The sequence below is a fragment of the Dyella thailandensis genome, from assembly GCF_050749815.1.
Taxonomy (GTDB): Bacteria; Pseudomonadota; Gammaproteobacteria; order Xanthomonadales; family Rhodanobacteraceae; genus Dyella_A.
Genome location: NZ_CP192735.1, coordinates 1,963,728 through 1,988,354 on the forward strand (window position 1 = coordinate 1,963,728; position 24,627 = coordinate 1,988,354).

The following is a 24,627-nucleotide window of genomic DNA, read 5'->3' on the forward strand; positions in this document are numbered from 1 at the left end:
TCATGGGTACGACAGAGGTTCTTACTGCTGAACCTGCAGCTCCGTGCGACGGTTGCGGGCGCGACCGGCATCCGTGTCGTTCGTGTCGACCGGATCGTTCTCGCCGTGGCCGATCGGACCTTCCAGGCGGCTCGCGTCGATACCATGCGCCGTCAGGTAGTCGTACACGATCTGCGCGCGACGCTCCGACAGGCTCTGGTTGTACGCATCCGTACCCTTCGAGTCGGTGTAACCGGCCACCGTCACCTTCACCTGCGGGTAGCGCTGCAGCGTGTCCACCGCCTGATCCAGGATCGCGATCGAGTCCGCGGTCGGCTCGGCCAGCGCCTTGCCGATCTCGTCCGCCTTCACGTGACCCTTCTTCGGGTAGTCGAACTTGAAGTTCACACCACGCAGGTCGATCACCACCTTCTGCGGGCAACCGTCCGGACCGACGATCGTGCCTGCCGGCGTCGCCGGGCACTTGTCGTCACAGTCGTTCACCTGGTCACCGTCACTGTCCAGCGTCGAGCAGTCCGGGGCGGCCGGAGCCGGCGCAGCGGCCGGAGCCGGGGGAGCCGGCGGCGCGCCGAAGCGCGACACGATGCTGAAGCCCAGGAACCAGTCACCGTAGCCATCCTGCGCCGGCTGGCTCTTGTTGTCCCAGTCGTAGCGGTAGCCGGTCTCGATGCGCACGTCCGAGCTGTCGGTGATCGTCTTGGACACGCCCACACCCAGCTCAGCCGCCGGCGAGAAGCCCTGGTCGCCACGGTTGTGGTGGTTGCTGCCCATCACGCCGGCCAGCAGGTACGGACGCCAGGCGTTCCAGTCACCGCTGTAGAAACGAGCGGCTACGCCGAAGCTGTTGTTCGACCAGTTACCGCCGCCCACCGCCGAATCCACGTCACGCTTGGTGCGGTCGGCAAAAATGTCGATCGAGGCATTCGGCGAAATGAAGCGGCCCACGCCCAGACCGTAGTAAATCTGACGGCTGTTCGTGTTGCGGTCGGTGTCGTTGTAATAGCCACCGATGGTCGGGGCGATATACCAGCGGTCATCGTAGCTCGACGAGCTCATGCTCGGCGCGCTGTCCGCCGGTGCCGGTGCCGCGTCCTGCGCGTGAACGGCACCCACGCCGCCCAGGGCCAAAGCAATCAGAAAATACAAGCCCTTACGTTTCATCAGGTGTCTCCTTGGTGATTTCTGTTTTATCGAAATCTTTCAGGCTGCGGTGCGCCATGAACAACGCCCCGCGAAAGGCTGCCTGCCCCGCCTTAAGACGAAATGGATTATCGGCTCACGCTGTCTTTACAGCGTGAAAAGTTCCATGAAACGCTGAACCGGCATCGAATCGAGAGCGGCCGGATCGGCCACCTGCTCCAGCACCACTCGAGCCCTGTGTGCGGGTAGATGGCCCTGCATTGCCGCCTCGAACTTCTTGAGCAGCAATGGGATACCTTCGGCACGACGCTTGCGGTGGCCGATCGGGTAGTCGACGGACACTCTTGCAGTACTCGATCCATCCTTGAAGAACACCTGCACCGCGTTGCCGATGTAACGCTTGTCCGGATCGAAATAGTCCCGGGTGAACCGCGGGTTCTCGCTGACCACCGTCTTCTCGCGCAGGGCGTCGATGCGCGGGTCGGCAGCCACGGCATCACCATAGTCGTCTGCCGTGAGGCGGCCGAAGACCAGGGGGACGGCCACCATGTACTGGATGCAGTGGTCGCGATCGGCGTAATTGGCCAGCGGCCCGGTCTTGTCGATGATGCGACGACCCGCCTCCTGGGTTTCGATCACCACCTTGTCGATCTGCTCCAACCGGTCGGCAACCTGCTCATGCAGTTGCATGGCGCATTCCACCGCGGTCTGTGCATGGAACTCGGCCGGAAAGCTGATCTTGAACAGCACGTTTTCCATGACGTAGCTGCCGAACGGCCGCTCGAACTCGAAGGCCCTGCCGCCAAAGGCCACGTCGTAATAGCCCCAGGTGGGAGCCGACAGCGCCGATGGGTAGCCGACCACGCCCCGATGGACAGCGTTGATCGCATGGATGACGGCGCGGCGGCAAGCGTCGCCGGCAGCCCAGCTCTTGCGCGGCCCGGTGTTCGGCGCGTGGCGATAGGTACGCAACGCGCCGTTGTCGATCCAGCTGTGCGACAGCGCGGTGACGATCTGTTCCTTGTCGCCGCCCAACATCGCGGTGGCCACCGCCGTGGAAGCGAGCCGCACCAGGATCACGTGGTCCTGGCCAACGCGATTGAAGCTGTTCCTCAGCGCGTAGCAGACCTGGATCTCGTGCGCCTTGATCGCATATGCCAGCACGGCGCGCACCGTCATCGGCTGGCCGCTCTCGCGCTCGGCCTTGCGGCTCAGGTAATCGGCCACGGCGAGGATCGCGCCGAGATTATCGGACGGGTGGCCCCATTCGGCCGCCAGCCAGGTGTCGTTGAAGTCCAGCCAACGGATCTGCGTGCCGATGGCGAACGCCGCCTGCACCGGATCGAGTTCATGGCTGGTGCCGGGCACCCGCGCTCCACCCGGCAGCGTTGCGCCCGGAACCACCGGCCCCAGATGCTTGACGCATTCGGGAAACCGCATCGCCATCAGCGCGGTGCCCAGCGAATCGAGCAGCATGTAGCGCGCGGTGTCGTACGCCTCGGTGGAATCGATCACGTAATCGATCACGTAATCGGCGATGTCCACCAGTGGCTGGTCGGGCTCCGGTCGCTTCGCCGAACGCGTATCGTGGATGCTCATGGCGCTCGTCTCCTGAAAGCTGAGGAACTGCTGCTCGACCGCGACGATTCACCCGTCATCGCGGCACGCATGTCCACCAGCTTACTCAGATGATGTCGCCGCGAGGAAAAGTCGGCTGCCGGCAAACTACGGCGCAGGCACCCGCACGAAGCCTTCCATCAGCACGCGCGCACTGCGGCTCATGATTGCCTTGGTAACCGTCCAGCTACCGCCGGCGAACCTGGCTTCAGCACCTACCCGCAAGGTTCCCGACGGATGACCGAAGCGCACCGCCTGCCGCTCGCCGCCACCAGCGGCAAGGTTAACCAGCGTGCCAGGAATCGCGGCAGCGGTACCGATCGCCACCGCCGCCGTGCCCATCATCGCGTGGTGCAGCTTGCCCATCGACATCGCGCGCACCAGCAGGTCGACATCACCCGCTTTCACGGGCTTGCCGCTCGAAGCGACGTAGTCGGCCGGCGGCGCGACGAAGGCCACCTTGGGCGTGTGCTGGCGCGTGGCGATCTGGTCCAGCGACTGGATCAGGCCCATGCGCAGCGCGCCGTGTGCCCGGATCGTCTCGAACATCGCCAGCGCCTTGTCGTCACCGTTGATGGCGTCCTGCAGCTCGGCGCCGGTGTAGCCGATCGCCGCGGCCTCGACGAAGATCGTAGGAATGCCCGCATTGATCATTGTCGCCTTGAGCGTGCCGACGCCGGGCACCTCCAAGTCGTCGACCAGGTTGCCGGTGGGAAACATGGCGCCGCCCGCGCCCTCTTCCTCGGCGGCCGGATCCATGAATTCCAACTGCACCTCGGCGGCCGGGAACGTCACGCCGTCCAGCTCGAAATCGCCGGTCTCCTGCACCGCGCCATCGGTCATCGGCACGTGGGCGACGATCGTCTTGCCGATGTTGGCCTGCCAGATGCGCACGATGGCGATACCGTTGCGCGGCACGCGGGCGGGATCGACCAGGCCACTGGCGATGGCGAACGGACCGACCGCAGCCGACAGGTTGCCGCAGTTGCCGCTCCAGTCGACGAACGCCTTGTCGATGGCCATCTGGCCGAACAGGTAATCCACGTCGTGATCCGGCCGCGTGCTCCGGGACACGATGACCGTCTTGCTGGTGCTGGAGGTGGCGCCGCCCATGCCGTCGATCTGCTTGCCGTAGGGATCGGGGCTGCCGATCACCCGCATCAGCAAGGCGTCGCGCGCTGTGCCGGGCGTCCGGGCGGCCTGGGGCAGATCGTCGAGGCGGAAGAACACGCCCTTGCTGGTGCCCCCGCGCATGTAGGTGGCGGGAATGCGGATCTGTGGAGCATGCGACATGGGAATCTCCGGAAGTGCTCGCGCCGCGTCAGAACAAGCCAGCCTGCGTCGCGGGGGGATCGATTTCAGGCAGCAACGGCCAACGGCCGATGATGTCGTAACGGTAGGGATGGCCGCCACCGATGACGAGGCACAACTCGTCGATGGTCCAGCGGATTGGTGGGTCAAGCACGATCTTGTCCAGCGGCTCGGGGGCGCCGTAGCTCAAGGTCATGTGCGGCGTGACGTTGGTGGCGATATGGCCGAGTCCTGCTTGAACAAGACGCGACTGAATCGCCTGCAGCAAGGCGGTAAACGCCGGCGGCACACCACGCGTACGCATCGCCCAATGGATCGGACCCGACGTGCTCGCCGGCCCGACGATACGGTTGAAGTGCAGCGTGCAAGAGGCCGCGGAAACGGCCGCACCCACCTGCATCAGCGCCGCGCAGTCTTCATCGGTCGGCAGAAAAATGCGCTCGGAAAACGACTGGTGCAGGTTCGCCGGTGCGAACAGCGCGCTTCCCAGACGTTGGGGCAGCCCGAACCGATCCAGCAGAGCGCCGATGTAATCCACCAGTACCGGCGGCGGCATGGTCGCGAAGAATAGACGCGGCTTCGCGATCCGGCTCATGCCGCCTGCGACGCCTCGAGGAAATCCTGAGCGAAGCGCTGCAGCACGCCGCCGGCTTCGTAGATAGACACCTCCTCGGCGGTATCCAGGCGGCAGGTCACCGGCACCTCGATGCGTTCGCCGTTGTTGCGATGGATCACCAGGGTGAGGTCCGTCCCCGGCGTGCGCGCACCCACCACGTCGAAGGTCTCGCTGCCGTCGATGCCCAGCGTCTTGCGGTCAGTGCCCGGTTTGAACTGCAGCGGCAGCACGCCCATGCCGATCAGATTGGTGCGGTGGATGCGCTCGAAGCCCTCGGCCGCGATCGCCTCCACGCCGGCCAGCCGCACGCCCTTGGCGGCCCAGTCGCGCGACGAGCCCTGGCCGTAGTCGGCGCCGGCGATCACGATCAGCGGCTGCTTGCGTTCCATGTAGGTCTCGATCGCTTCCCACATGCGCATCACCTTGCCTTCCGGTTCCACGCGCGCCAGCGAACCCTTCTTTACCTCGCCATCGACCACGGCCATCTCGTTGACCAACGTGGGGTTGGCGAAGGTGGCGCGCTGCGCGGTCAGGTGGTCGCCGCGGTGGGTCGCGTACGAATTGAAGTCCTCTTCCGGCAGGCCCATCTTCGCCAGGTACTCGCCCGCCGCGCTGGTGGGCAGGATCGCGTTGGACGGCGACAGGTGATCGGTGGTGATGTTGTCGCCGAGAACCGCCAGCGGACGCATGCCGGTGAGACTGCGCGCCCCGGCGAGGGCGCCCTCCCAGTACGGCGGACGGCGGATGTAGGTGCTCTGCGCACGCCAGTCGTACAGCGGCGCCGCGCGCGTGCCGGTGCGTCCGGTGCGGGCAAACATCGGCTCGTAGACGGCGCGGAACTGCTCGGGCTTCACGCTGGCCGCGACGATCGCGTCGATCTCCTCGTCGGACGGCCAGATGTCCTTGAGCGTCACCGGCCGGCCGTCGGCATCGTGCCCCAGCGCGTCGCGTTCGATGTCGAAGCGGATCGTGCCGGCGATGGCGTAGGCGACCACCAGCGGCGGCGAGGCCAGGAACGCCTGCTTCGCGTACGGGTGGATGCGGCCGTCGAAGTTGCGGTTACCCGAGAGCACCGCAGTGGCGTACAGGTCGCGGTCGATGATCTCCTGCTGGATCGCCGGGTCGAGCGCGCCGGACATGCCGTTGCAGGTGGTGCAGGCGAACGCGACGATGCCGAAGCCGAGCTTCTCCAGCTCCGGCAGCAGCTTCGCTTCTTCCAGATACAACTGCACCGCCTTGGAACCGGGAGCCAGCGAGCTCTTCACCCACGGCTTGCGGGTGAGCCCTCGCGCGTTGGCGTTGCGCGCCAGCAGCGCGGCGGCGATCACGTTGCGCGGGTTGCTGGTGTTGGTGCAGCTGGTGATGGCGGCGATGATCACCGCGCCGTCGGGCATCTGGCCCGGCTGTTCGGTCCACGCGCCGGCGATGCCGCGCGCGGCGAGGTCGGAGGTCGGCAGCCGCTTGTGCGGGTTGGACGGGCCGGCCATGTTGCGCACCACCGAGGAGAGGTCGAAGGTCAACGTGCGCTCGTACTGCGCCTGCGCCAGCGTGTCGGCCCACAAACCGGCGGCCTTGGCGTAGGTCTCCACCAGCCTCACCTGCTCATCGCTGCGGCCGGTGAGGCGCAGGTAGTCCAGGGTCTGCTCGTCGATGAAGAACATCGCCGCGGTGGCGCCGTATTCCGGCGCCATGTTGGAAATGGTGGCGCGATCGCCCAGGGTGAGGCTGGCCGCGCCTTCGCCGCGGAATTCCAGATACGCGCCGACCACCTTCTCCTTGCGCAGGAACTCGGTGAGCGCCAGCACGATGTCGGTGGCAGTGATGCCGCTCTGGCGCTTGCCGGTGAGCTCGACGCCGACGATGTCGGGCAGGCGCATCCACGAGGCACGGCCGAGCATCACGTTCTCCGCCTCCAGCCCGCCCACGCCGACGGCGATGACGCCCAGCGCATCCACGTGCGGCGTGTGGCTGTCGGTACCCACGCAGGTGTCAGGATAGGCCACGCCATCTTGGACACCGACCACTGGCGACATCTTCTCCAGGTTGATCTGGTGCATGATCCCGTTACCCGGCGGGATCACGTCGACGTTCTCGAATGCCCGCTTGGTCCACTCGATGAAGTGGAAGCGGTCTTCGTTGCGGCGATCCTCGATCGCGCGGTTCTTCGCGAACGCGTTCGGATCGAAACCGCCGCACTCCACTGCCAGCGAGTGGTCGACGATCAGCTGCACCGGCACCACCGGGTTCACCTTGGCCGGATCGCCGCCGCGATCGGCGATCGCATCGCGCAGGCCGGCCAGGTCCACCAGCGCCGTCTGGCCGAGGATGTCGTGGCACACCACGCGCGCCGGGAACCACGGAAAGTCGCGCTCGCGCTTGCGCTCGATCAGCTGTTTCAGCGAGTCGGTGAGGATCGCCGGATCGCAGCGGCGCACCAGGTTCTCGGCCAGCACGCGCGAGGTGTACGGCAACGTGTCATACGCGCCCGGCTGGATCGCCTCCACCGCCGCACGCGCGTCGAAATAGTCCAGCGAGGTGCCAGGAAGGAGGCGGCGATGGTCGGCGTTCATGGAGATCGGGATCCTTCAGGTGAAAACATAGGATGCTGAGGAGCGGCAGCCGCTGCGCATCGGTCGCAGATGGCAGGCTGCAGCGGGCCCAGCAACGCTGGATGCTGGCCGGCCATTGTAGTGGGAGAAGGCGTCTGGCTTAAGCGTTCGCGCCTTGACTGCCATGGGCGGCGCCCACGAGAATGCCCAGCTACTGATCCCAAAAGGGAGTAGTTCCGGGCGCCGATTCTGCCGGCGTTCGTGCAGTGGTCGTCATCACGAGCGGAGCACCGCTCCGGTCACTGCAGCGGTCCCGCCGCGAACGAGACTTTTGCGGTAACCGCGGGGCTGCGTGCGGCCGTGGTTATTGCATTTGTCCCGCGCGCTGGAATGAACCGCATGGATTTCCTGACCCCCGAATTCTTCTCCGGCCTGTTCGCCATCGTCCTGCTCGATCTCGTGCTGGCAGGCGACAACGCGATCGTGATCGCCCTGGCCGCCCGCAACCTGCCCCCGCGACTGCAGAAAAAGGCGGTGTTCTGGGGCACCTTCGGCGCGGTGGCGGTGCGCGTGCTGCTCACGGCCGTAGTGGTCTACCTGCTCAAACTGCCTGGACTCATGCTGGCCGGCGGCCTGCTGCTGCTGCCGATCGCCTGGAAGCTGCTCAAGCACGAAGACGAGGATCCGGCGGTGAGCCCGGGCGACACGTTCTGGTCGGCGCTCAAGACGATCGTGGTGGCGGACGCCCTGATGGGCCTGGACAACGTGCTGGCCATCGCCGGCGCGTCCAAGGGCCACATGGGGCTGGTCATCCTGGGGTTGTTGATCAGCGTGCCGCTGGTCGTCTGGGGCAGCACGCTGATTCTCAAGCTGATCGGGCGCTTCCCGGTGATCATCTACGTCGGCGCCGGCGCAATCGCCTGGACGGCGGCGCGGATGATTGCGCACGATCACCTCACCGCCAGCTGGTTCGATCCGCGGCCCTGGGCGCGCTACGCGCTGGACGTCTTGCTGGTGCTGGCGATCTGCGGCGGCGGCTGGCTGGCCGAACGCCAGCGCCGCCACCGCCACCGCCACCGCCACGCGTGAGTCTCCGTCAGAAGCGGAAGTTCACGTACATCGAGGGGCCGTTCAACTTCATGTCGAGCTTGGCGGTGTACGCGGTACGCCGCCAGTCGAGCTTGATCCGGCTGAAGTTGTACTCGGCACCGAAGCCGACGTGCTCCCACGGCATCCATTCCACGCCGAGCGCGGTGTTGTAGATGTGTCCGCTCAGCCGGCCGCCGTTCTTCTTCACGCCCGAGGCGTCGATGTACATGCGCCACTGGTCGTTGAAGGCGTGGCGCCAGCCGAGCTGGAGCATCGGCGCCCAGGCGCTGTCCTTGCTGCCGGTGTCGACCGAAGCGGTCATCGGGCCGTCCGGCAGGCCAGTGATCGCGCCCTGCCCGCTCAGCCGGGTATCGATCTGGTACCAGGCGCCACCAAGGCCCACGCCGAAGGCATCGTTACCGTGGCCGAACCACCAGCGCCAAGCGACGCTGCCGAAGTCGAAATCGAGCTTGGCACGCACGCTCGCGTTGGCCGCGTAGTCGACGCCGTCATAGCTGATGCCCCGCGCCAGCGAGGCGGTGCGGCTGCGATCGATGCTGTAGTAGTCCAGCGCCAGGCCCTGGTGGTCGCCGATGAGGAAGTCGGCGCGGGCACGCGGCACGGTCTCGTGATCCTTGAAGCCGAGATCGTCCTCGAGGTTGAAGGTGCCGGTGGCGATCCCGCTGTTGTCGCTCGCGCCAATATCGGTGTCGACATTGGCGTAATAGCCGCCGATGCGGAACGAGGCACGGTCGAGCGCCGGCGAGGGAGAGTCGCTCTGCGCGAACGACGCCGAGCTCCATGCGGCCAGGGGAAGCAGCGAAAGCAGCGCGATGCGCAGCGACGGGGAACGGGAGAAACGAATGGACATGCAACGGCTCCATGCACAGGCTGGCGAGTGGGAGCCGCGAGGTTGGGGAAACGCGCGTGCAGCCTGCGTCGACGAGCCGCGATGAGCCGCTCACGCTTGGGGCCTGCGCGAGTGCCCGCATGCATGCAGGCACTCGCGCGGCCGCTTGGGTCAGCGCTTGTCGATCGGCACGTAGGTCTGGTCTTCCGGACCGGTGTAGTTCGCGCTGGGGCGGATGATCTTGCCGTCCTGGCGCTGCTCGATCACGTGCGCGCTCCAGCCGGAGGTGCGCGCGATCACGAACAGCGGCGTGAACATGGCGGTCGGCACGCCCATCATGTGATACGCGCTGGCCGAGTACCAATCGAGGTTGGGGAACATCTTCTTGGCGTCCCACATCAGCTTCTCGACACGCTCGGAGACGTCGAACAGCGTCGGGTTGCCGCCTTCGGTGCACAGCTTGCGCGAGATCTCCTTGATGATCTCGTTGCGCGGATCGGACACCGTGTACACCGGGTGGCCGAAGCCGATGATGATCTCCTTGCGCTCGACGCGGGCGCGGATGTCGGCCTCCGCATCGGACGCGCTGCGATAGCGCGCGATGATCTCCATCGCCACCTCGTTGGCGCCGCCGTGCTTGGGGCCGCGCAGCGCGCCGATCGCGCCGGTGATCGCCGAGTACATGTCCGAGCCAGTGCCGGCGATGACGCGCGCGGTGAAGGTGGAGGCGTTGAACTCGTGCTCGGCGTACAGCACCAGCGACTTGTCCAGCGAGTGCGCGTGCAGGTCGCTGGGCTTCTTGCCGTGCAGCAGGTGCAGGAAGTGCGCGGCGATCGAGTCGTCCTCGGTCTCGGTCTCGATGCGCTTGCCGTTGTGGCTGAAGTGGTACCAGTACAGCAGCATCGAACCGAAGCTGGCCATCAGGCGATCGGCGATGTCGCGAGCGCCGGCCAGGTTGTGATCTTCCTTCTCCGGCAGCACGGTGCCCAGCATCGAGCAGCCGGTGCGCAGCACATCCATCGGATGCGTGGACGCCGGCAGCAGCTCCAGCGCGCCCTTCACCGGCGCGGGCAGGCCGCGCAGGCGCTTCAGGCGGGCCTTGTAGTTCTGCAGTTCGGTCCAGTTGGGCAGCACGCCGTACACCAGCAGGTGCGCCACTTCCTCGAAGCAGCCCTTGGCCGCCAGGTCGTGGATGTCGTAGCCGCGGTAGTGCAGGTCGTTGCCGCTGCGGCCCACCGTGCACAGCGCGGTGTTGCCGGCAGCAACGCCGGACAGCGCGACGGATTTCTTCGGCTTGGGCAGGGTTTGCTCGGTCATCGTGGATCTCCTGGTGCGAATGGCGCGGGCCTGGCGGCCCGGCATGTCATTGCCTGTCTATAGGAGCCCGCTGGCGGGCGATGCTTCTGCTCCTGATCGACATCAAAACGAGAAGAGCATCGCCCGCGAGCGGGCTCCTACGGTGGTCGTGGGTCAGTCCTTGGCGAACAGCGCGTCGAGCTTGTCCTCGTAGGCGTGGTAGCCGAGGAAGTCGTACAGCTCGGCGCGCGTCTGCAGCGTGTCGATGAGGTTCTTCTGGGTGCCCTCGCGGCGCACCGTCTCGTAAAAATTCAGCGCCGCCTTGTTCATGGCGCGGTAGGCGCCGCAGCAGTACAGCGCGATGTCCACGTTGGCACTGCGCAGCTCGTCGGTGGTGAAGAACGGCGTGGAGCCGAACTCAGTGAGGTTGGCCAGGATCGGCACCTTCACCGCTGCCTTGAAGCGGCGATAGTCGTCCAGCGTCTTCATCGCTTCGGGGAAGATCATGTCCGCGCCCGCCTCGACATAGGCGCAGGCGCGCTCGATCGCCGCGTCGATGCCTTCGACCGCGGCCGCATCGGTACGCGCCATGATCACGAAGCCCGCATCGGTGCGCGCATCGACCGCCGCCTTCACCCGATCGACCATCTCGCCCTTGGACACCACTTCCTTGCCCGGCCGATGGCCGCAGCGTTTCTGCCCCACCTGGTCCTCGATGTGCACGGCCGCCACGCCGACGTTGATGAACGAGCGGATGGTGCGCGCGATGTTGAAGGCGCCGCCCCAGCCGGTGTCGATGTCGACCATCAGCGGCATGCCGGTGGCGTCGACGATGCGGCGCGCGTCGGTGAGCACGTCTTCCATGGTGCTGATGCCCAGATCGGGCATGCCCAGCGAGTTCGCCGCCACGCCACCGCCGGACAGGTACAGCGCCTTGTAGCCCACGCGCTTGGCCATCAGGCCGGCGTAGGCGGTGATCGCGCCCATCACCTGCAGCGGAGTCTCCTCGGAAAGCGCGGCGCGAAAGCGGGCGCCGGCGGAAGCGTTGGCAGTCATGCGGGTTCTCCTAAACATCCAATTGTAGGCGATGACACCGTGCGAGCCGGCGCAACCGCGATGGGCGGCACTGTAGTGAGGACCAAACATGTTGATCAATCTTGATCGAATCGATCAATATGTCGCCATGGCGACCGACTACCTACCCGCTGCCGATGCCGCCGCACGCCTCGGCGTGAGCCTGGCCACGCTGTACGCCTACGTAAGCCGCGGCAAGATCGATTCGCGCCCCGGTGCGGACGGGCGCAGCCGGGAATATCGGGCCGACGACGTGGCCGCACTGATCGATCGGCGCCAGGCCGGCCGAGGCGCAGCGCAGGGTGCGGCGCACAGCCTCACCTGGGGCCTGCCGGTGATGGAGACGCGGATCTCGCTGATCCGCCCGCACGGTCACTACTACCGTGGCCAGTCCGCCCTGACGCTGGCGCAATCCGGCGCCACGCTGGAAGACACCGCGCGCCTGCTGTGGGACGCCCAAAACGACGACCCGTTCGCGGCCGCGCCCGTGCGTGCGTGGCCCGCCGGCCTGGCGGTGCTGTTGCGTCAGGAAAACCTGCCGCCTCTGGAACGTACCGCAGCTGCGCTGCCGCTGCTGGCCTTGTCCGCACCCCACTCGCACGCCGCCCATGCCGAGCAGGGGCGCCTGTGCGCGGCCCAGCTGCTGCGCGAGAGCGCGGCGCTGCTGAGCGGCGGCAAAGCCAGCCGCCAGCCGATCCATACCAGCCTGGCGGCGCGCTGGTCGCCTGCGGACGGCGAGCTGCCGGCGCTGGTGCGTTGCGCGCTGGTGCTGTGCGCCGATCACGAACTCAACGCTTCGGCCTTCGCTACGCGCGTGGCCGCGTCGACCGGCGCCAGCCTGCATGCCGGCGCCAGTGCCGGCCTGGCGGCGCTGTCCGGCCCCCAGCATGGTGGCGCCACCGCGCGTGCCCACGCATTGATCCAGCAGAGCCTGCGTCAGCGCCAGCCGGACGAACTGGTGCGCGAGTACCTGCGTCGCGGCGATGCGCTGGCCGGCTTCGGCCACCCGCTGTACCCCGATGGCGACCCGCGCGCCGGGCTGCTGCTGGACCAGCTGCAGGCCCTGCACCCACGGCGCGCGGCCATGCGCGGCATCCAGCAACTGACCGCCGCGGTGGAACACCAGTGCGGGCTGCGTCCAAGCCTGGACTTTGCCTTGGCGGCGATCGTCACTATCTATGGTGGGTCACCCGAGGTCGGGCTGGCCTTGTTCGCCGCGGGCCGGATGGCCGGATGGCTGGCCCACGCGCTGGAACAGCGCGCCAGCGGCGGCCTGATCCGTCCGCGCGCTACCTACGCGGGCATCCCGCCAGCACGCGGCGGGTGACGGGGATCGGCCATGTCGATCCGGCTCAATCGATAGCTTTTGTCAATTTCGACCATGCCGACAATCAATTAGATTAATCGACGGCTTCCACGTATCGTTGTGTCCATCAACGCTTTCACCCATCCCTTCAACCCAGCTACAGGAAGAGATCTCATGTCCCTGATCAACACCGAAATCAAGCCGTTCAAGGCGAACGCTTACAAGGACGGCAAGTTCATTGAAGTGACCGACGCCTCCATGAAGGGCAAGTGGTCCGTCGTGATCTTCATGCCGGCCGCCTTCACCTTCAACTGCCCGACCGAGGTCGAGGACGCTGCCGATCACTACGCCGAGTTCCAGAAGGCCGGCGCCGAGGTGTACATCGTCACCACCGACACCCACTTCTCGCATAAGGTGTGGCACGAGACCTCGCCGGCGGTGGGCAAGGCTAAGTTCGCCCTGGTCGGCGACCCGACCCACCAGCTGACCCGCGCGTTCGACGTGCACATCGAGGAAGAAGGCCTGGCCCTGCGCGGCACCTTCATCATCAATCCGGAAGGCGTGATTAAGACGCTGGAAATCCACGACAACGCGATCGCCCGCGACGTCACCGAGACTCTGCGCAAGCTCAAGGCCGCCCAGTACGTCGCCGCCCACCCGAACGAGGTGTGCCCGGCCAAGTGGAAGGAAGGCGAGAAGACCCTCGCCCCGTCGCTGGCCCTGGTCGGTAAGATCTGATGCCGCCCCGCGCGCGCATCGCCCGATGCGCGCGCCCGGTCCGGGGCTCTCCCGGACCCTTCGCTCTCCCATCGAAGGCTCGCGACGCCCAAGATTTTCCCGGGCGCTCGCCAGACTCACCCCATCACCAGGGAAACCGCCATGTTGGACGCCAATCTCTCCGCCCAGTTGAAGGCCTACCTCGAGAAGGTCACGCAGCCGCTCGAGATCGTCGAGTCGCTCGACGGCGGCGCCAAGTCGGCCGAGCTGCACGAGCTTCTGGAAAAAATCACCGCGCTCTCGGACAAGATCACCCTGGTGCGCCGCGACGACGACGCACGCAAGCCCTCCTTCGCGATCAACCGCGTGGGCACGGACATCGGCGTGCGCTTTGCCGGCATTCCGATGGGCCACGAATTCACCTCGCTCGTACTCGCCCTGCTGCAGGTCGGCGGTCATCCGTCCAAGACCACGCAGGACATGATCGACCAGGTCCGTAACCTCGATGGCGACTTTGCCTTCGAGACCTATTTCTCGCAGTCCTGCCAGAACTGCCCGGACGTGGTGCAGGCGCTCAACCTGATGAGCGTGCTGAACCCGAAGATCAAGCACGTGGCGATCGATGGCGCGCTGTTCCAGGACGAGGTGGACGCGCGCCAGGTGATGTCGGTGCCCACCGTCTACTTGAATGGTGAAGTGTTCGACCAGGGCCGCATGAGCCTGGAGCAGATCGTCGCCAAGCTCGACACCGGCGCCGCCAAGCGCGACGCCGAAAAGCTCAAGACGAAGGACGCCTTCGACGTGCTGATCGTCGGCGGCGGCCCGGCCGGCGCGGCCGCAGCGATCTACAGCGCACGAAAGGGCATCCGCACCGGCGTGGCCGCGGAGCGCTTCGGCGGCCAAGTACTGGACACCATGGGTATCGAGAACCTGATCTCCGTGCCGCACACCGAAGGCCCCAAGCTCGCCGCCGCGCTGGAGCAGAACGTGCGCGAGCACGAAGTCGACGTGATGAACCTGCAGCGCGCGACCAAGCTCATTCCAGCCAGCGACGCCACCGATGGCCTGGTCCAGGTGGAAATGGAGAACGGCGCGACGCTGAAGTCCAAGACCGTGATCCTCTCCACCGGCGCACGCTGGCGGCAGATGAACGTGCCCGGCGAGGATGAATACCGCAACAAGGGCGTGGCCTATTGCCCGCACTGCGACGGCCCGCTGTTCAAGGGCAAGCGCGTGGCGGTAATCGGCGGCGGCAACTCCGGCATCGAGGCAGCGATCGACCTGGCGGGCATCGTCAGCCATGTCACCGTGCTCGAGTTCGACAGCCAACTGCGTGCCGACGAGGTGCTGCAGCGCAAGCTGCGCAGCCTGCCGAACGTGGCGATCCTGCTCAACGCGCAGACGACCGAGGTGCTCGGCGACGGCCAGAAAGTCAATGGCCTGACCTACAAGGATCGCGTCAGCGGCAACACGCACACGGTCGACCTCGAAGGCATCTTCGTGCAGATCGGCCTGCTGCCGAACACCGAGTGGCTGAAGGGCACGCTGGAACTGTCGGCGCGCGGCGAGATCGTCATCAACGACCGCGGCGAGACCTCGGTGCCGGGCGTGTACGCCGCCGGCGACGCCACCACGGTGCCGTACAAGCAGATCGTCATCGCGATGGGCGCCGGCTCCACCGCCGCGCTGAGCGCGTTCGACCATCTGATGCGATTGCCGGTGCCGGCGAAGCAGCAAGCCGCGGCGGCCTGACCTTCCCGCGTTGGCCCCTCTCCCGCCGGGAGAGGGGCTTTGCTTCGTGACGTCATACCGTTCGTGCTGAGCGTCGCTTGCGCCAGCAAGCAGAGTCGAAGCACTTCGCGCGAACCCTTCGACTTCGGCCTTTCAGGCCTACGCTCAGGGCGAACGGCTAGGGTGTCTGCCAGCGCAAGCCGGCGTCGTCATCAGACAACCACGCGCCCTCAACTCCCCAGATCCGGCCCCCGCTCCAGCGCCTTGCGCACCTCGTCGAGCGAATTCGGATCGTCCAGCGTAGACAGGTCGCCCGGATCGGTCTCCTGCACCAGAGCCTGCAGCGAGCGGCGCAGCAGCTTGCCCGAGCGCGTCTTCGGCAAGGCATTCACTACGTAGATGCGCGCGGGGCGGGCGACCGGGCCGAGCTGGTCGGTGACCGCCTGCTGCATGCCGCGCGCCGCCTCCTCCGACGAGGCGGTGGCGCCTTGCTTGAGCGTGGCGAACACCACCGGCACCTGCCCCTTGAGCTCATCCTTCATGCCGATCACCGCCGCCTCGGCCACCGACGCATAGGTGGCGACGGACTCCTCGATCTCGCGCGTACCCAGCCGATGGCCGGCCACGTTGATCACGTCGTCGGTGCGCCCGAGGATGTTGGTGTAGCCGTCCGCGTCGCGGATCGCCCAGTCCAGCGAGCTGTACAGCAGCTCCTTGAAGTGACTGAAGTAGCTGTTGACGTAGCGGTCGTCATCGCGCCACACGGTGGTGAGGCAGCCCGGCGGCAGCGGCGGCACCATCACCAGCACGCCTTTCTCGCCGGCGGCGGCTTCCTCGCCGGTGATCTCGTTGATCACCTTCATCTTGTAGCCCGGTGCCGGCAGCCCGGGCGAGCCCCATTTCGCCGGCTTCAACTCCAGCCCCGGCATCAGGGTGAGTGCGGGCCAGCCGGTTTCGGTCTGCCAGTAATTGTCGATCACCGGCACGCCGAGGCCTTCGGTGATCCAGTGCGCGGTTGGCTCGTCCAGCGGCTCGCCGGCCAGGAACAGCCATTTCAGATGGGAAAGGTCGGCGCACTTCAGCCACGATGCGTCCTGCTTTTTCAGCACGCGGATACCGGTCGGCGAGGAGAACATGGTGCGGACCTTGTACTTCTCGCACAAACGCCACCAGACGCCGGGATCGGGCCGCGTCGGCAACCCCTCGTACAGCAGCGAGGTGGCGCCGCCGATCAACGGACCGTAGACGTTGTACGAATGCCCCACCGCCCAGCCCACGTCGGAGGTGGAGAACATCACCTGCCCTGGCGCGATGTCGAACACCAGCCGCGTGGACATCGCCATTGCCACCGCGTAGCCGCCCACGTCGCGCTGGATGCCCTTGGGCTTGCCGGTGGTGCCCGAGGTGTAGAGCAGGTAGCTGGGTTCGTTCGACTCCAGCCACTCCACCGGCACTTCGTCGTTCATGTGTTCAGCGCGCAGGCGGGCGTAGTCCAGGTCGCGGCCCCCCACCCGATGCATATCCGAATCCAGCCCGCGGCTGACGATCAGCACGTGCGGCGGCGGCGCCTTCGCTTCGGCCAGTGCCGCGTCCACCAGCGGCTTGTACGGAATCACCTTGCCACCGCGCATGCCCGCGTCGGCGCAGATCAGCAGCTTCGGTTCGGCGTCGTCGATACGCAGCGCCAGGTTGTGTGCCGCGAAACCGCCGAACACCACCGAGTGGATCGCGCCGATGCGCGCGCACGCCAGCATCGCGTACACCGCCTCGGCCATGTTCGGCATGTAGATCACCACACGATCACCGCGGCCCACACCCAGCCCCTGGAGGATGCCGGCGAAGCGGTTCACCTCGCGATACAGCACGCGGTAGGTGATTTCCTCGGTGACGCCGGTCTCGGTGGAGATCGCCACCAGCGCCAGCTGCTCGCCGCGTTCGGCCAGGTGCCGGTCCACCGCGTTGTAGCAAAGGTTGGTGGTGCCGCCGACGAACCAGCGGCGGAACGGCAGCTTCGAGGCATCGAGAATCCGCTGCGGCGGCGTGTCCCAGTGAATCAGCCGCGCCTGCTCGCCCCAGAACCGTTCCGGCTCCTCGATCGACTGCCGGTAGAACGCGTCGTAGCCCATGCCTGCTCCCTCGCCCATGGCGATCGACGATATACCGCGCCTGCGGATCGGCCAGACCCGACTTTGGTCGGACAATCGCGTCGGCCCCGCCTCCCGCCCCGTCAAGAGCCGTCAATCTTCATATCCATCAACAACTTGCACAAAGCAAAGCGGATCGGCGCCGCTACCGACAAATTGCTGAATGCGTGCATCCCTTACACGTCGGGGCTCGTACGCTCCAAGTGCAGGGGTGGTAAGCACATGGAGCGGTACGTTTCGCTCGATCTCGAGAACGCACGTTCAGGAGGCAGATCATGCGCAAGACGACGACGTCATCGTGGAAGACACGCTTTCTTATTGTCAGCTGTCTTTCTGCAGGGGCCCTGGCACTCGCCGGCTGCAGCGGTTCCGGCTCAGTCAGGTTGAACCATCCACCGGGAAGCTCGGCGCCGCCGGGCAGTGCGGGTGGAGGTGGCACGCCCGCCGGGGGTGGTAGTGACAACGGCGGAGGATCCGGAGGCACCGGGTCGGGCACCGGCTCCGGCGGAGGCTCTGGAGGATCGGGCGGAGGTTCCGGTGGATCCGGCGACGGTGGTGGCGGATCCGGTGGCGGTGGCGATGGCGGCGGTTCCGGCGATGGCGGCGGCTCATTGCCCGCACCCAGCGGACTGACCGGAGCGGTGCTCACCGACGCCGGCAACATCGTGGCGACTGCAGGCGGAGCCGTGTCGGGCATCGGCGCGCAGATTCCCAACCAGGTATTGCTCGGCGGCAGCAATGGCGTCACCGACGGACTCGGAGGCGTAGTCACGAATGTCGGCAACGCGGTCACCGCCGCGGGCGATGGCGTCAGTAGCGGCCTGGGCCAAGTGGGCAACATCGACGACCCGGTCGGCACCACCCTGGGGAGCACTGGAACCGTGGTGGCATACACCGGCGACGCCGTGGACAGTCTTGGCCAGACGGTCGACAGCCTCGGCGCGTTCCAGGGGTCGCCGATCCAGCCGATCACCTCCGCACTGGGCGGCGGCATCTCGATGCTCGGCAACGGACTCAGCGATGGCGGCACCGCGCTCGACCAGATCATCGCGGCCGGATCGGTGCAATCGCTCACGCAATCGTTGAGCGGGGTCGTCACGCCCATCGCCGTGCTGGGACAGTCCGGCGCCAGTGGCGGCTCGACCAACATCGTGGCGCTGGCCTCACGCTCCGCGGGCGGCCTGGTAGATGGCGGCTCGAACCTGGTGAGCGGGCTCGGTAGCGCGGTGGCTTCGCAGTCGCTGCCACTGGGCGGCAGCAGCACCACTCAGGCGCTGGGCGGCACGTTGCAGACGCTGGGCGGTTCGCTGGGCACGCTCGGCGCTGGCCTGAACAACGGACTCGGCCAAACCGGCAGCATCGCCGATCCAGTCGGAGTGACCGCGACGGCGGCGGCCGGCACGGTCGGCGGACTCGGGCAGACGGTCACCAGCGCCGGCGGAACGTTGGCCACGATTGGCGACAACACGGCGCTTGCGCCGGTTACCGGCACCGTGGGCGGTGTCGTCGCCACCACCGGACAGGCTGTCACCGCGGTAGGCGGCGGCCTGGGTGATGCGATCGCCAGCGGCCCGCTGCAACCGGTCACCGGCACGCTCAGCCAGGTGGTGAATGGCGTGGCCGGTGCTGGCAGTGGCGGTGGCGGCGGCGTACTGCAGCCAGTCACCGGCACCCTCGGCAACGCGGTCGGTGGCCTCACCGGCAGCGTGGGACTGTCCGGAACGCTCGGCCTCTCCGGAACGGTGCAGGGCGGCAGTTCGGCCTCGTCGCAGAGCTCCTCCGGCTCGGGCGGCTTGCTCGGCGGCCTGCTCGGCTCCAAGGGGGGCAGCAACTGACGATCCAGGCAAGACCCGGAGCGGGGGCGGTAACGCCCCCGCTTCCATTGCGCCAACGGGCGCCCTCGCCGCCCGGACTCCCCATCCACGACACGTAAGGACACGTCATGAAGAGAGGAGCCTGCCTGCTGCTCGGCGCCACGCTCGTCGCCGGCGCCCAGGCACAGCAATCCCGCCCGTATGTGGGCAATCCCCTGCAGACCCTGCCGACGCCGGTGCCGATGGCGCCGACGCCAGCGATCCGACTCAGCGTGCAACCGCAGCGCAACGCGCAGTTGCAGGCGCTGCTGGCACGGACCCTGGTTCCCACCCGCTTCGAAATCGCCGGCGCACACGCGCTGCCGGTGACCGAGATGGCGAAATTGTTCCAGCCGCTGGCCGGACACAGCGTGCGCGTGGCCGACCTGATCGCCGCCGCCGACAAGGTCAGGGCACTGTACGAGTCCCACGGCTACGCGCTCTCGTTCGCCTACATCCCGCCCCAGACCTTCGCCGGAGGCGTGGTGCGCGTGGTGGTGGTGGAAGGCTATGTGGCGCAGGTGCAGATCAACGGCGACGCCGGCTCACTGGAGCCGAAGATCCGCGCCATTACTGCGCACATCCAGGGTGAGCGCCCGCTGCGCACCGCGACGTTCCAGCGCTACGTGCAGTTGCTGGGCCGGCTGCCCGGCGCTCACGTCGATGTCAACGTTCCAGCCCCCACCACCACCGACGGCGCCACCCGGCTGGAACTCAACCTCACGCGCACCCGCTTCAACCTGGCCAGCAGCGTCGACTTCAATCACCCCGGCGTGCAGGGCTTGCTGAGCGCCACCTTGAACGGTCTCTCCCCGCTGGGCGAAAAGCTCACGCTGTCCACCCTCTTTCCGCGCGGTGGCGGCTCGCAGCGTTACGATGCCGGTTCGCTGGCGGTTCCGGTGGGTTCGGACGGGCTGCAGCTGAGCCTTGACGGCTCGCGCTACGACGGCCGGCCGGATGATTCGTTCCAGTCGCTTCCCGACCTGAGCCGGCGTCTGACCCAGCACCGCCTGCAACTGGCCGCGAGCTACCCGCTGCAGCTTTCCGCCGATCATGTGCAGGAGATCGGCGGCGGCACCTATCGCGCCGACGTCATCGACCGCTACCGCAACATCGTCACCAACGCGCAGCTCAGCCTGGACAGCCGAGTCCGCGTGCTCTTCGCCACCTTCGACGACCAGCGCACGAGCACCCGCCGCAGCCGCAAGCTCAGCTTCGCCGTCGCCAAGGGACTGAACCGCTGGGGCGCGGAGTCGGTCGCCCGCAGCAGCCTCAGCGATGTCCCGCTGGCGTACCCCGGCGATGTCGCTTTCACCCGCTACAACGCCAGTCTCGAGCAGGCCGATCAATGGACCGCGCGCTTTGGCACGCGCTTGAGCGTAGCCGGGCAGTACAGCGCCGACACCCTGCCCAGCACCGAGCGGATCACCTTCGGCGGGGCGCGCTACGCGCTGGCCTACGATCCTGGCGAGGCCGCCGGCGACAGCGGCTGGGGACTGTCGCTGGAGTTCAACCGCAACTGGTCGGTGGGACAGCGTTACCTGAAAACGCTGACCCCGTACGTCGTTGCGCAGGTGGCCCGGGTCTACGTCCATCAGGGCCATCTGCCGATCGACCGCCTGGGCTCGGCCGGCGTGGGCTTGCGCATGTCCGACGACCGCCACTACGCGGTCGATCTCACCTTGGCGCAACCGTTTGGCGATCGGCCGCTCGAGGCGAGCCGTCGGCGCCCGCGCATCAATCTGGGTTTTTCCTACCAGCTCCGCTAGCTCAGGGCGCACCGGCAACGCCGGTGCGCCGCTCGTGGCCAAAGGGCTTGACCCTCACGTAACGTGAGCCCTTAGCGTGCGGTCCGCGCGAGGCGAACGGAGTGACTAGCGATGCAGCTGACGGTGGGCGAACTGGCAAAGCGTAGCGGGCTGACCGTGCGCACCCTGCACCACTACGACGCGATCGGCCTGCTCAGTCCGTCCTCGCGCTCCGGTGCCGGCTATCGGCTCTACGGGCAGGCGGATATCGAGCGCCTGCACCGCATCCAGGCCCTGCGTCAGCTGGGCCTGCCGCTGGCCGACATCGGACTTGCCCTGTCCGGGCCACAGCCACCGCTGGCCGAACTGGTGGATCGCCAGATCGGCCAGCTCGACCGCGACCTGGCCGATGCCGCCCGCCTGCGCAAGCGGCTGATGCATCTGCGCAGCCAACTCGTGGCCGGACAGTCCCCCGACCTGGCCGACTGGCTGGACACGCTGGAGCAGATGACGATGTACGAAAAATATTTCACTCCCGAGGAACTCAAGACCCTGCCGCTGCACACCGACCCGGACGTCTTGCCGGCCTGGAGCGCGCTGGTGACTGCCGTGCAGTCGGCGATGGATCGCGGCGCCACGCCGGATGACGCCGACGCGCAGCAACTCGCCCTGCAGTGGATGGAGATGGTCGGCCGCGGCACCGGCAACAACCCGGCCTTCCTGCTGCGCCTGCGCACGATGACCGAAGACGAGCCGGGCATGCGCGAACGCAGCGGCATCACGCCGGCGCTGGAGCGGTTCGTGGAGGAATCCATGGTGAGCGCGCGGCTGGCGATCTTCGCGCGCTACCTCGACGAGCGCGAAATGCAGCGGATGCGCCAGCACTACGGCAAGCAGATGTACGCCTGGCCCGAGCTCATCGCCGAACTGCGCACCGCACTCGCCGACGGCGTGCCCGCGCACGACCCGGCCGTGCAGGCCTTGGCCCAGCGCTGGATGGCGCTGTTCCGCGAGTACGCCGGCGACGATCCGGCCACCCACGCGAAGATCCGCGAGGCCTATGCGCGCGAGCCGGACCTGCGCAGCGGCAGTGCGGTCGACGATGCCTTGCTCACCTACGTGCGCGAGGCTGCGACGAGCGCGATCGCCCGCCCACACTGACGACCAGCCCGGCGCGCAGCCCCGGCTGTCGCGCCGCGCCCTTATCCGCCCTGCAACTCGGACAACTGCTGGCGCAGCGAGGCCACCTCGGCCGTCAGCTCCGCCACACGCCGACGCAGCTGTTGCAGTTCATCCTCCGCGCCAGCGGCGGCGTTCGGTTCGTCCGCCGGAATCTCCTTCGGCTTGCGCCGCGATTCGCGTACGCGCTTGGCGGCCTCCTTCAGTTCCTTGTCGCCGCCGCTGGCCGCCGCGCGCTGCTCATCCTCCGGCAGGCTGGCCACGGCCGCGGCGGCGTTGATCGAGATCGTTCCGGCCTTCACCGCCTCCACCACCTCCGGCGCGGCCTGCTTGCGGATCTTCTCGATCAACCCGACCTGCGTGTTGCTCAGGCGCGCTGCCTTCGCCAACGCCTCGCGACTGGGCGGCGCCTCCACCGGCGCCTCCGGCGCGCTGGCTGCCGGTTCGATCGCCGGCGCCGCATCTTCCGTGGCCGCTTCCGCGTCTTCCGGAATCGGCGGCAACGGCGGCAACTTCACCCGCGCCTGTGAGCGACGTGCAGCGAGGATGTCGCGCTTGCGCAGCGCCAACTCGCCACGCTGGAACACCGACAGGCTGCGCCGCCCCAGGTGCTGGTCGATCATCCACAGGTGCACATCGTCCATCGACTGGAAATGCGGATGCTGCACGGTCTGGAACGGCAGGCCGTGCTTGCGGCAGATCGCGTAGCGGTGATGCCCGTCGACCAGGATCTCGCCCCACAGCACCAGCGCATCACGACAACCCTCGGCGAGAATGCTGCGCTCCAGCGCCTCGTACTCCTCCGGCGTCATCGGCTCGATGTAGGCCTTGAGATCTTCGTTGACGACGATGTCCATGCAGCGCGTATCCGACCAAGCAAAACGGCCGCGCATTCTAGAGACTGGAAGCGCCTCGCGCTGCCTTGTATTTCGGCGCGCCGCATGCATTTAAGCGCGGCGATGCGAAGCGAGCCGTCCGAAACTCCCTTCGGGAGTCGAGCGGGTCGGGACGATCAGGCCCGCAGGGGAACGGGCAGGACGCCCGTTCCTTTTCGTCAGGGCAGGAGCCCTGTCGAAAAGCCCGGCCCGACCCGCGTGCCCGGAGCGCCGCAGGCGCGGAGGGACGACGGACGCAGGGTGCCGTTCTCTTTGGTTACTTTCTCTTGGGCAAGCAAGAGAAAGTGACTCGGCGGCCGAAGGACGTCGAAACCGCTTTTGAGGGTCGAGCAAAGACGCTGGATGACCGGCATTCGCGTTGAAGAGCGCCTCCGGCGTCCGCCGGGATGACGGCGAGGAAGTAAACAGGCAATCGGCGACGACCATCCAAAAAAAGGGCGGCCGAAGCCGCCCTTCCCTCAAGCCGAAACGAACCGGCTTACTTCTTCGCGAACAGGTGCTCGACGCCGGCGCGCTCCTCGCGCAGTTCCTTGTCGGTGGCATCCATGCGGGCACGCGAGAAATCGTTGATTTCCAGGCCCTGCACGATCGCGTACTTGCCGTTCTTGATCGTCACCGGGTACCCGTAGATCACGCCCGGGGCAATGCCGTAGGAGCCGTCCGACGGGATGCCCATCGAGACCCAGTCGCCCTCGGCGGTGCCCAGCGCCCACGAGCGCATGTGGTCGATCGCCGCCGATGCAGCCGAAGCGGCCGAGGAGGCGCCGCGCGCCTTGATGATCGCCGCGCCGCGCTGCTGCACGGTGGGGATGAAGTCGCTCTCGTACCAGGACTGATCGACCAGGCTCAGCGCGGCCTCGCCGTCCACGGTGGCGTGGTGCAGGTCCGGGTACTGGGTGGAGCTGTGATTGCCCCAGATGGTCATCTTCTTGATGTCGGTGGAGTGCTTGCCGGTCTTCTCGGCGAGCTGGCTCAGCGCGCGGTTGTGGTCCAGACGGACCATCGCGGTGAAGCAGTTCGGATCCAGGTCCGGGGCGTTCTGCTGGGCGATCAGGGCGTTGGTGTTGGCCGGGTTGCCGACCACCAGCACCTTCACGTCGCGCTTGGCGTGGTCGTTCAGCGCCTTGCCCTGCGGGCCGAAGATCGCACCGTTGGCTTCCAGCAGGTCCTTGCGCTCCATACCCGGGCCGCGCGGACGTGCGCCGACCAGCAGCGCGTAGTCGACGTCCTTGAAGGCGACGTTGACGTCATCGGTGGCAACCGTGCCGGCCAACAGCGGGAAGGCGCAGTCATTGAGTTCCATCACTACGCCCTGCAGCGTCGGCAGCGCCGGGGTGATTTCCAGCATGTGCAGGATCACCGGCTGGTCCGGACCCAGCATGTCGCCCGCGGCGATACGGAACAGCAGGGCGTAACCGATCTGGCCGGCGGCGCCGGTGACGGCAACTCGAACGGGGGCTTTCATGGTGGGACTCCTTCAGTGAGGTAGGTTCGTTGTAGGAGCGCACCCT

General features: G+C 67.1%; 18 protein-coding genes. 7 read left to right on the forward strand and 11 right to left on the reverse strand.

The genetic code is table 11. The features are described from left to right. Window positions 1-21: 21 nt before the first annotated feature. From ACQVBX_RS09135 to acnD, 5 genes are all read right to left on the reverse strand, one after another. A complete protein-coding gene (locus ACQVBX_RS09135) occupies window positions 22-1,161 on the reverse strand; it encodes an OmpA family protein (RefSeq protein ID WP_431638058.1) in 1,140 nt (379 codons plus the stop codon). 126 nt (window positions 1,162-1,287) lie between these two features. After that, window positions 1,288-2,739: a bifunctional 2-methylcitrate dehydratase/aconitate hydratase gene (locus ACQVBX_RS09140; protein ID WP_431638059.1), complete on the reverse strand. Its 1,452-nt coding sequence runs from the start codon at window positions 2,737-2,739 to the stop codon at window positions 1,288-1,290. 126 nt (window positions 2,740-2,865) lie between these two features. Further along, complete coding sequence (gene prpF, locus ACQVBX_RS09145; RefSeq protein ID WP_431638060.1) at window positions 2,866-4,050, reverse strand: 2-methylaconitate cis-trans isomerase PrpF; 1,185 nt, start codon at window positions 4,048-4,050, stop codon at window positions 2,866-2,868. Window positions 4,051-4,078: 28 nt separating this feature from the next. Next, a complete protein-coding gene (locus ACQVBX_RS09150) occupies window positions 4,079-4,663 on the reverse strand; it encodes a 2'-5' RNA ligase family protein (protein WP_431638061.1) in 585 nt (194 codons plus the stop codon). After that, a complete protein-coding gene (gene acnD, locus ACQVBX_RS09155; protein WP_431638062.1) occupies window positions 4,660-7,254 on the reverse strand; it encodes a Fe/S-dependent 2-methylisocitrate dehydratase AcnD in 2,595 nt (864 codons plus the stop codon). Before acnD ends, ACQVBX_RS09150 begins: the two co-directional genes overlap by 4 nt. A 378-nt stretch (window positions 7,255-7,632) precedes the next feature. On the opposite strand from acnD, the gene ACQVBX_RS09160 reads away from it, so the two are divergent. Next, window positions 7,633-8,322: a TerC family protein gene (locus tag ACQVBX_RS09160; protein WP_431638063.1), complete on the forward strand. Its 690-nt coding sequence runs from the start codon at window positions 7,633-7,635 to the stop codon at window positions 8,320-8,322. 7 nt (window positions 8,323-8,329) lie between these two features. On the opposite strand, the gene ACQVBX_RS09165 is transcribed toward ACQVBX_RS09160, so the two are convergent. The 3 genes from ACQVBX_RS09165 to prpB all read right to left on the reverse strand — a co-directional run bounded on the left by ACQVBX_RS09165 (window position 8,330) and on the right by prpB (window position 11,524). Next, a complete protein-coding gene (locus ACQVBX_RS09165; protein WP_431638064.1) occupies window positions 8,330-9,193 on the reverse strand; it encodes a hypothetical protein in 864 nt (287 codons plus the stop codon). A gap of 150 nt (window positions 9,194-9,343) precedes the next feature. Further along, the gene (gene prpC / locus ACQVBX_RS09170) at window positions 9,344-10,489 is read right to left on the reverse strand and encodes a bifunctional 2-methylcitrate synthase/citrate synthase (RefSeq protein ID WP_431638065.1); all 1,146 of its coding nucleotides are present in this window, start codon (window positions 10,487-10,489) and stop codon (window positions 9,344-9,346) included. A gap of 153 nt (window positions 10,490-10,642) precedes the next feature. Continuing rightward, window positions 10,643-11,524 (reverse strand): methylisocitrate lyase, encoded by an 882-nt coding sequence (gene prpB / locus ACQVBX_RS09175; RefSeq protein ID WP_431638066.1) that lies wholly within the window; start codon window positions 11,522-11,524, stop codon window positions 10,643-10,645. A gap of 88 nt (window positions 11,525-11,612) precedes the next feature. Here prpB and ACQVBX_RS09180 point away from each other — a divergent pair, with 88 nt between their 5' ends. The 3 genes from ACQVBX_RS09180 (at window position 11,613) to ahpF (ending at window position 15,317) form a co-directional block, all read left to right on the forward strand. Next, window positions 11,613-12,869: a citrate synthase family protein gene (locus tag ACQVBX_RS09180; RefSeq protein WP_431638067.1), complete on the forward strand. Its 1,257-nt coding sequence runs from the start codon at window positions 11,613-11,615 to the stop codon at window positions 12,867-12,869. A 153-nt stretch (window positions 12,870-13,022) separates the two neighbouring features. Further along, window positions 13,023-13,586, forward strand: a complete 564-nt coding sequence (ahpC, locus tag ACQVBX_RS09185; RefSeq protein WP_431638068.1) for an alkyl hydroperoxide reductase subunit C — start codon at window positions 13,023-13,025, stop codon at window positions 13,584-13,586. Between the two features lie 141 nt (window positions 13,587-13,727). Then, window positions 13,728-15,317: an alkyl hydroperoxide reductase subunit F gene (gene ahpF, locus ACQVBX_RS09190; protein ID WP_431638069.1), complete on the forward strand. Its 1,590-nt coding sequence runs from the start codon at window positions 13,728-13,730 to the stop codon at window positions 15,315-15,317. 209 nt (window positions 15,318-15,526) lie between these two features. Here ahpF and prpE read toward each other — a convergent pair whose 3' ends face one another. Continuing rightward, window positions 15,527-17,422, reverse strand: a complete 1,896-nt coding sequence (prpE, locus tag ACQVBX_RS09195) for a propionate--CoA ligase (RefSeq protein WP_431638071.1) — start codon at window positions 17,420-17,422, stop codon at window positions 15,527-15,529. Window positions 17,423-18,051: 629 nt separating this feature from the next. Here prpE and ACQVBX_RS09200 point away from each other — a divergent pair. The 3 genes from ACQVBX_RS09200 to ACQVBX_RS09210 all read left to right on the forward strand — a co-directional run bounded on the left by ACQVBX_RS09200 (window position 18,052) and on the right by ACQVBX_RS09210 (window position 22,202). Next, a complete protein-coding gene (locus tag ACQVBX_RS09200) occupies window positions 18,052-19,275 on the forward strand; it encodes a collagen-like triple helix repeat-containing protein (protein ID WP_431638072.1) in 1,224 nt (407 codons plus the stop codon). A 107-nt stretch (window positions 19,276-19,382) separates the two neighbouring features. Then, entirely contained in the window at window positions 19,383-21,062 is a 1,680-nt protein-coding gene (locus ACQVBX_RS09205; RefSeq protein ID WP_431638073.1) for a ShlB/FhaC/HecB family hemolysin secretion/activation protein, read from the forward strand. Between the two features lie 111 nt (window positions 21,063-21,173). Continuing rightward, window positions 21,174-22,202: a MerR family transcriptional regulator gene (locus tag ACQVBX_RS09210; protein WP_431638074.1), complete on the forward strand. Its 1,029-nt coding sequence runs from the start codon at window positions 21,174-21,176 to the stop codon at window positions 22,200-22,202. Between the two features lie 41 nt (window positions 22,203-22,243). Here ACQVBX_RS09210 and ACQVBX_RS09215 read toward each other — a convergent pair whose 3' ends face one another. Together ACQVBX_RS09215 and ACQVBX_RS09220 are read right to left on the reverse strand one after the other, a co-directional pair. After that, on the reverse strand, window positions 22,244-23,077 hold the full coding sequence (locus ACQVBX_RS09215; RefSeq protein ID WP_431638075.1) for a plasmid replication/partition related protein: 834 nt from the start codon (window positions 23,075-23,077) through the stop codon (window positions 22,244-22,246). 517 nt (window positions 23,078-23,594) lie between these two features. Further along, entirely contained in the window at window positions 23,595-24,581 is a 987-nt protein-coding gene (locus ACQVBX_RS09220; RefSeq protein WP_431638077.1) for a malate dehydrogenase, read from the reverse strand. Window positions 24,582-24,627 lie beyond the last annotated feature (46 nt).

Bases quoted from the DNA above. Each gene is read 5' to 3' on its own strand.
- ACQVBX_RS09135 (WP_431638058.1), bottom strand. From the start codon at position 1,161: ATGAAACGTAAGGGCTTGTATTTTCTGATTGCTTTGGCCCTGGGCGGC.
- ACQVBX_RS09140 (WP_431638059.1), bottom strand. From the start codon at position 2,739: ATGAGCATCCACGATACGCGTTCGGCGAAGCGACCGGAGCCCGACCAG.
- prpF (WP_431638060.1), bottom strand. From the start codon at position 4,050: ATGTCGCATGCTCCACAGATCCGCATTCCCGCCACCTACATGCGCGGG.
- ACQVBX_RS09150 (WP_431638061.1), bottom strand. From the start codon at position 4,663: ATGAGCCGGATCGCGAAGCCGCGTCTATTCTTCGCGACCATGCCGCCG.
- acnD (WP_431638062.1), bottom strand. From the start codon at position 7,254: ATGAACGCCGACCATCGCCGCCTCCTTCCTGGCACCTCGCTGGACTAT.
- ACQVBX_RS09160 (WP_431638063.1), top strand. From the start codon at position 7,633: ATGGATTTCCTGACCCCCGAATTCTTCTCCGGCCTGTTCGCCATCGTC.
- ACQVBX_RS09165 (WP_431638064.1), bottom strand. From the start codon at position 9,193: ATGTCCATTCGTTTCTCCCGTTCCCCGTCGCTGCGCATCGCGCTGCTT.
- prpC (WP_431638065.1), bottom strand. From the start codon at position 10,489: ATGACCGAGCAAACCCTGCCCAAGCCGAAGAAATCCGTCGCGCTGTCC.
- prpB (WP_431638066.1), bottom strand. From the start codon at position 11,524: ATGACTGCCAACGCTTCCGCCGGCGCCCGCTTTCGCGCCGCGCTTTCC.
- ACQVBX_RS09180 (WP_431638067.1), top strand. From the start codon at position 11,613: ATGTTGATCAATCTTGATCGAATCGATCAATATGTCGCCATGGCGACC.
- ahpC (WP_431638068.1), top strand. From the start codon at position 13,023: ATGTCCCTGATCAACACCGAAATCAAGCCGTTCAAGGCGAACGCTTAC.
- ahpF (WP_431638069.1), top strand. From the start codon at position 13,728: ATGTTGGACGCCAATCTCTCCGCCCAGTTGAAGGCCTACCTCGAGAAG.
- prpE (WP_431638071.1), bottom strand. From the start codon at position 17,422: ATGGGCTACGACGCGTTCTACCGGCAGTCGATCGAGGAGCCGGAACGG.
- ACQVBX_RS09205 (WP_431638073.1), top strand. From the start codon at position 19,383: ATGAAGAGAGGAGCCTGCCTGCTGCTCGGCGCCACGCTCGTCGCCGGC.
- ACQVBX_RS09210 (WP_431638074.1), top strand. From the start codon at position 21,174: ATGCAGCTGACGGTGGGCGAACTGGCAAAGCGTAGCGGGCTGACCGTG.
- ACQVBX_RS09215 (WP_431638075.1), bottom strand. From the start codon at position 23,077: ATGGACATCGTCGTCAACGAAGATCTCAAGGCCTACATCGAGCCGATG.
- ACQVBX_RS09220 (WP_431638077.1), bottom strand. From the start codon at position 24,581: ATGAAAGCCCCCGTTCGAGTTGCCGTCACCGGCGCCGCCGGCCAGATC.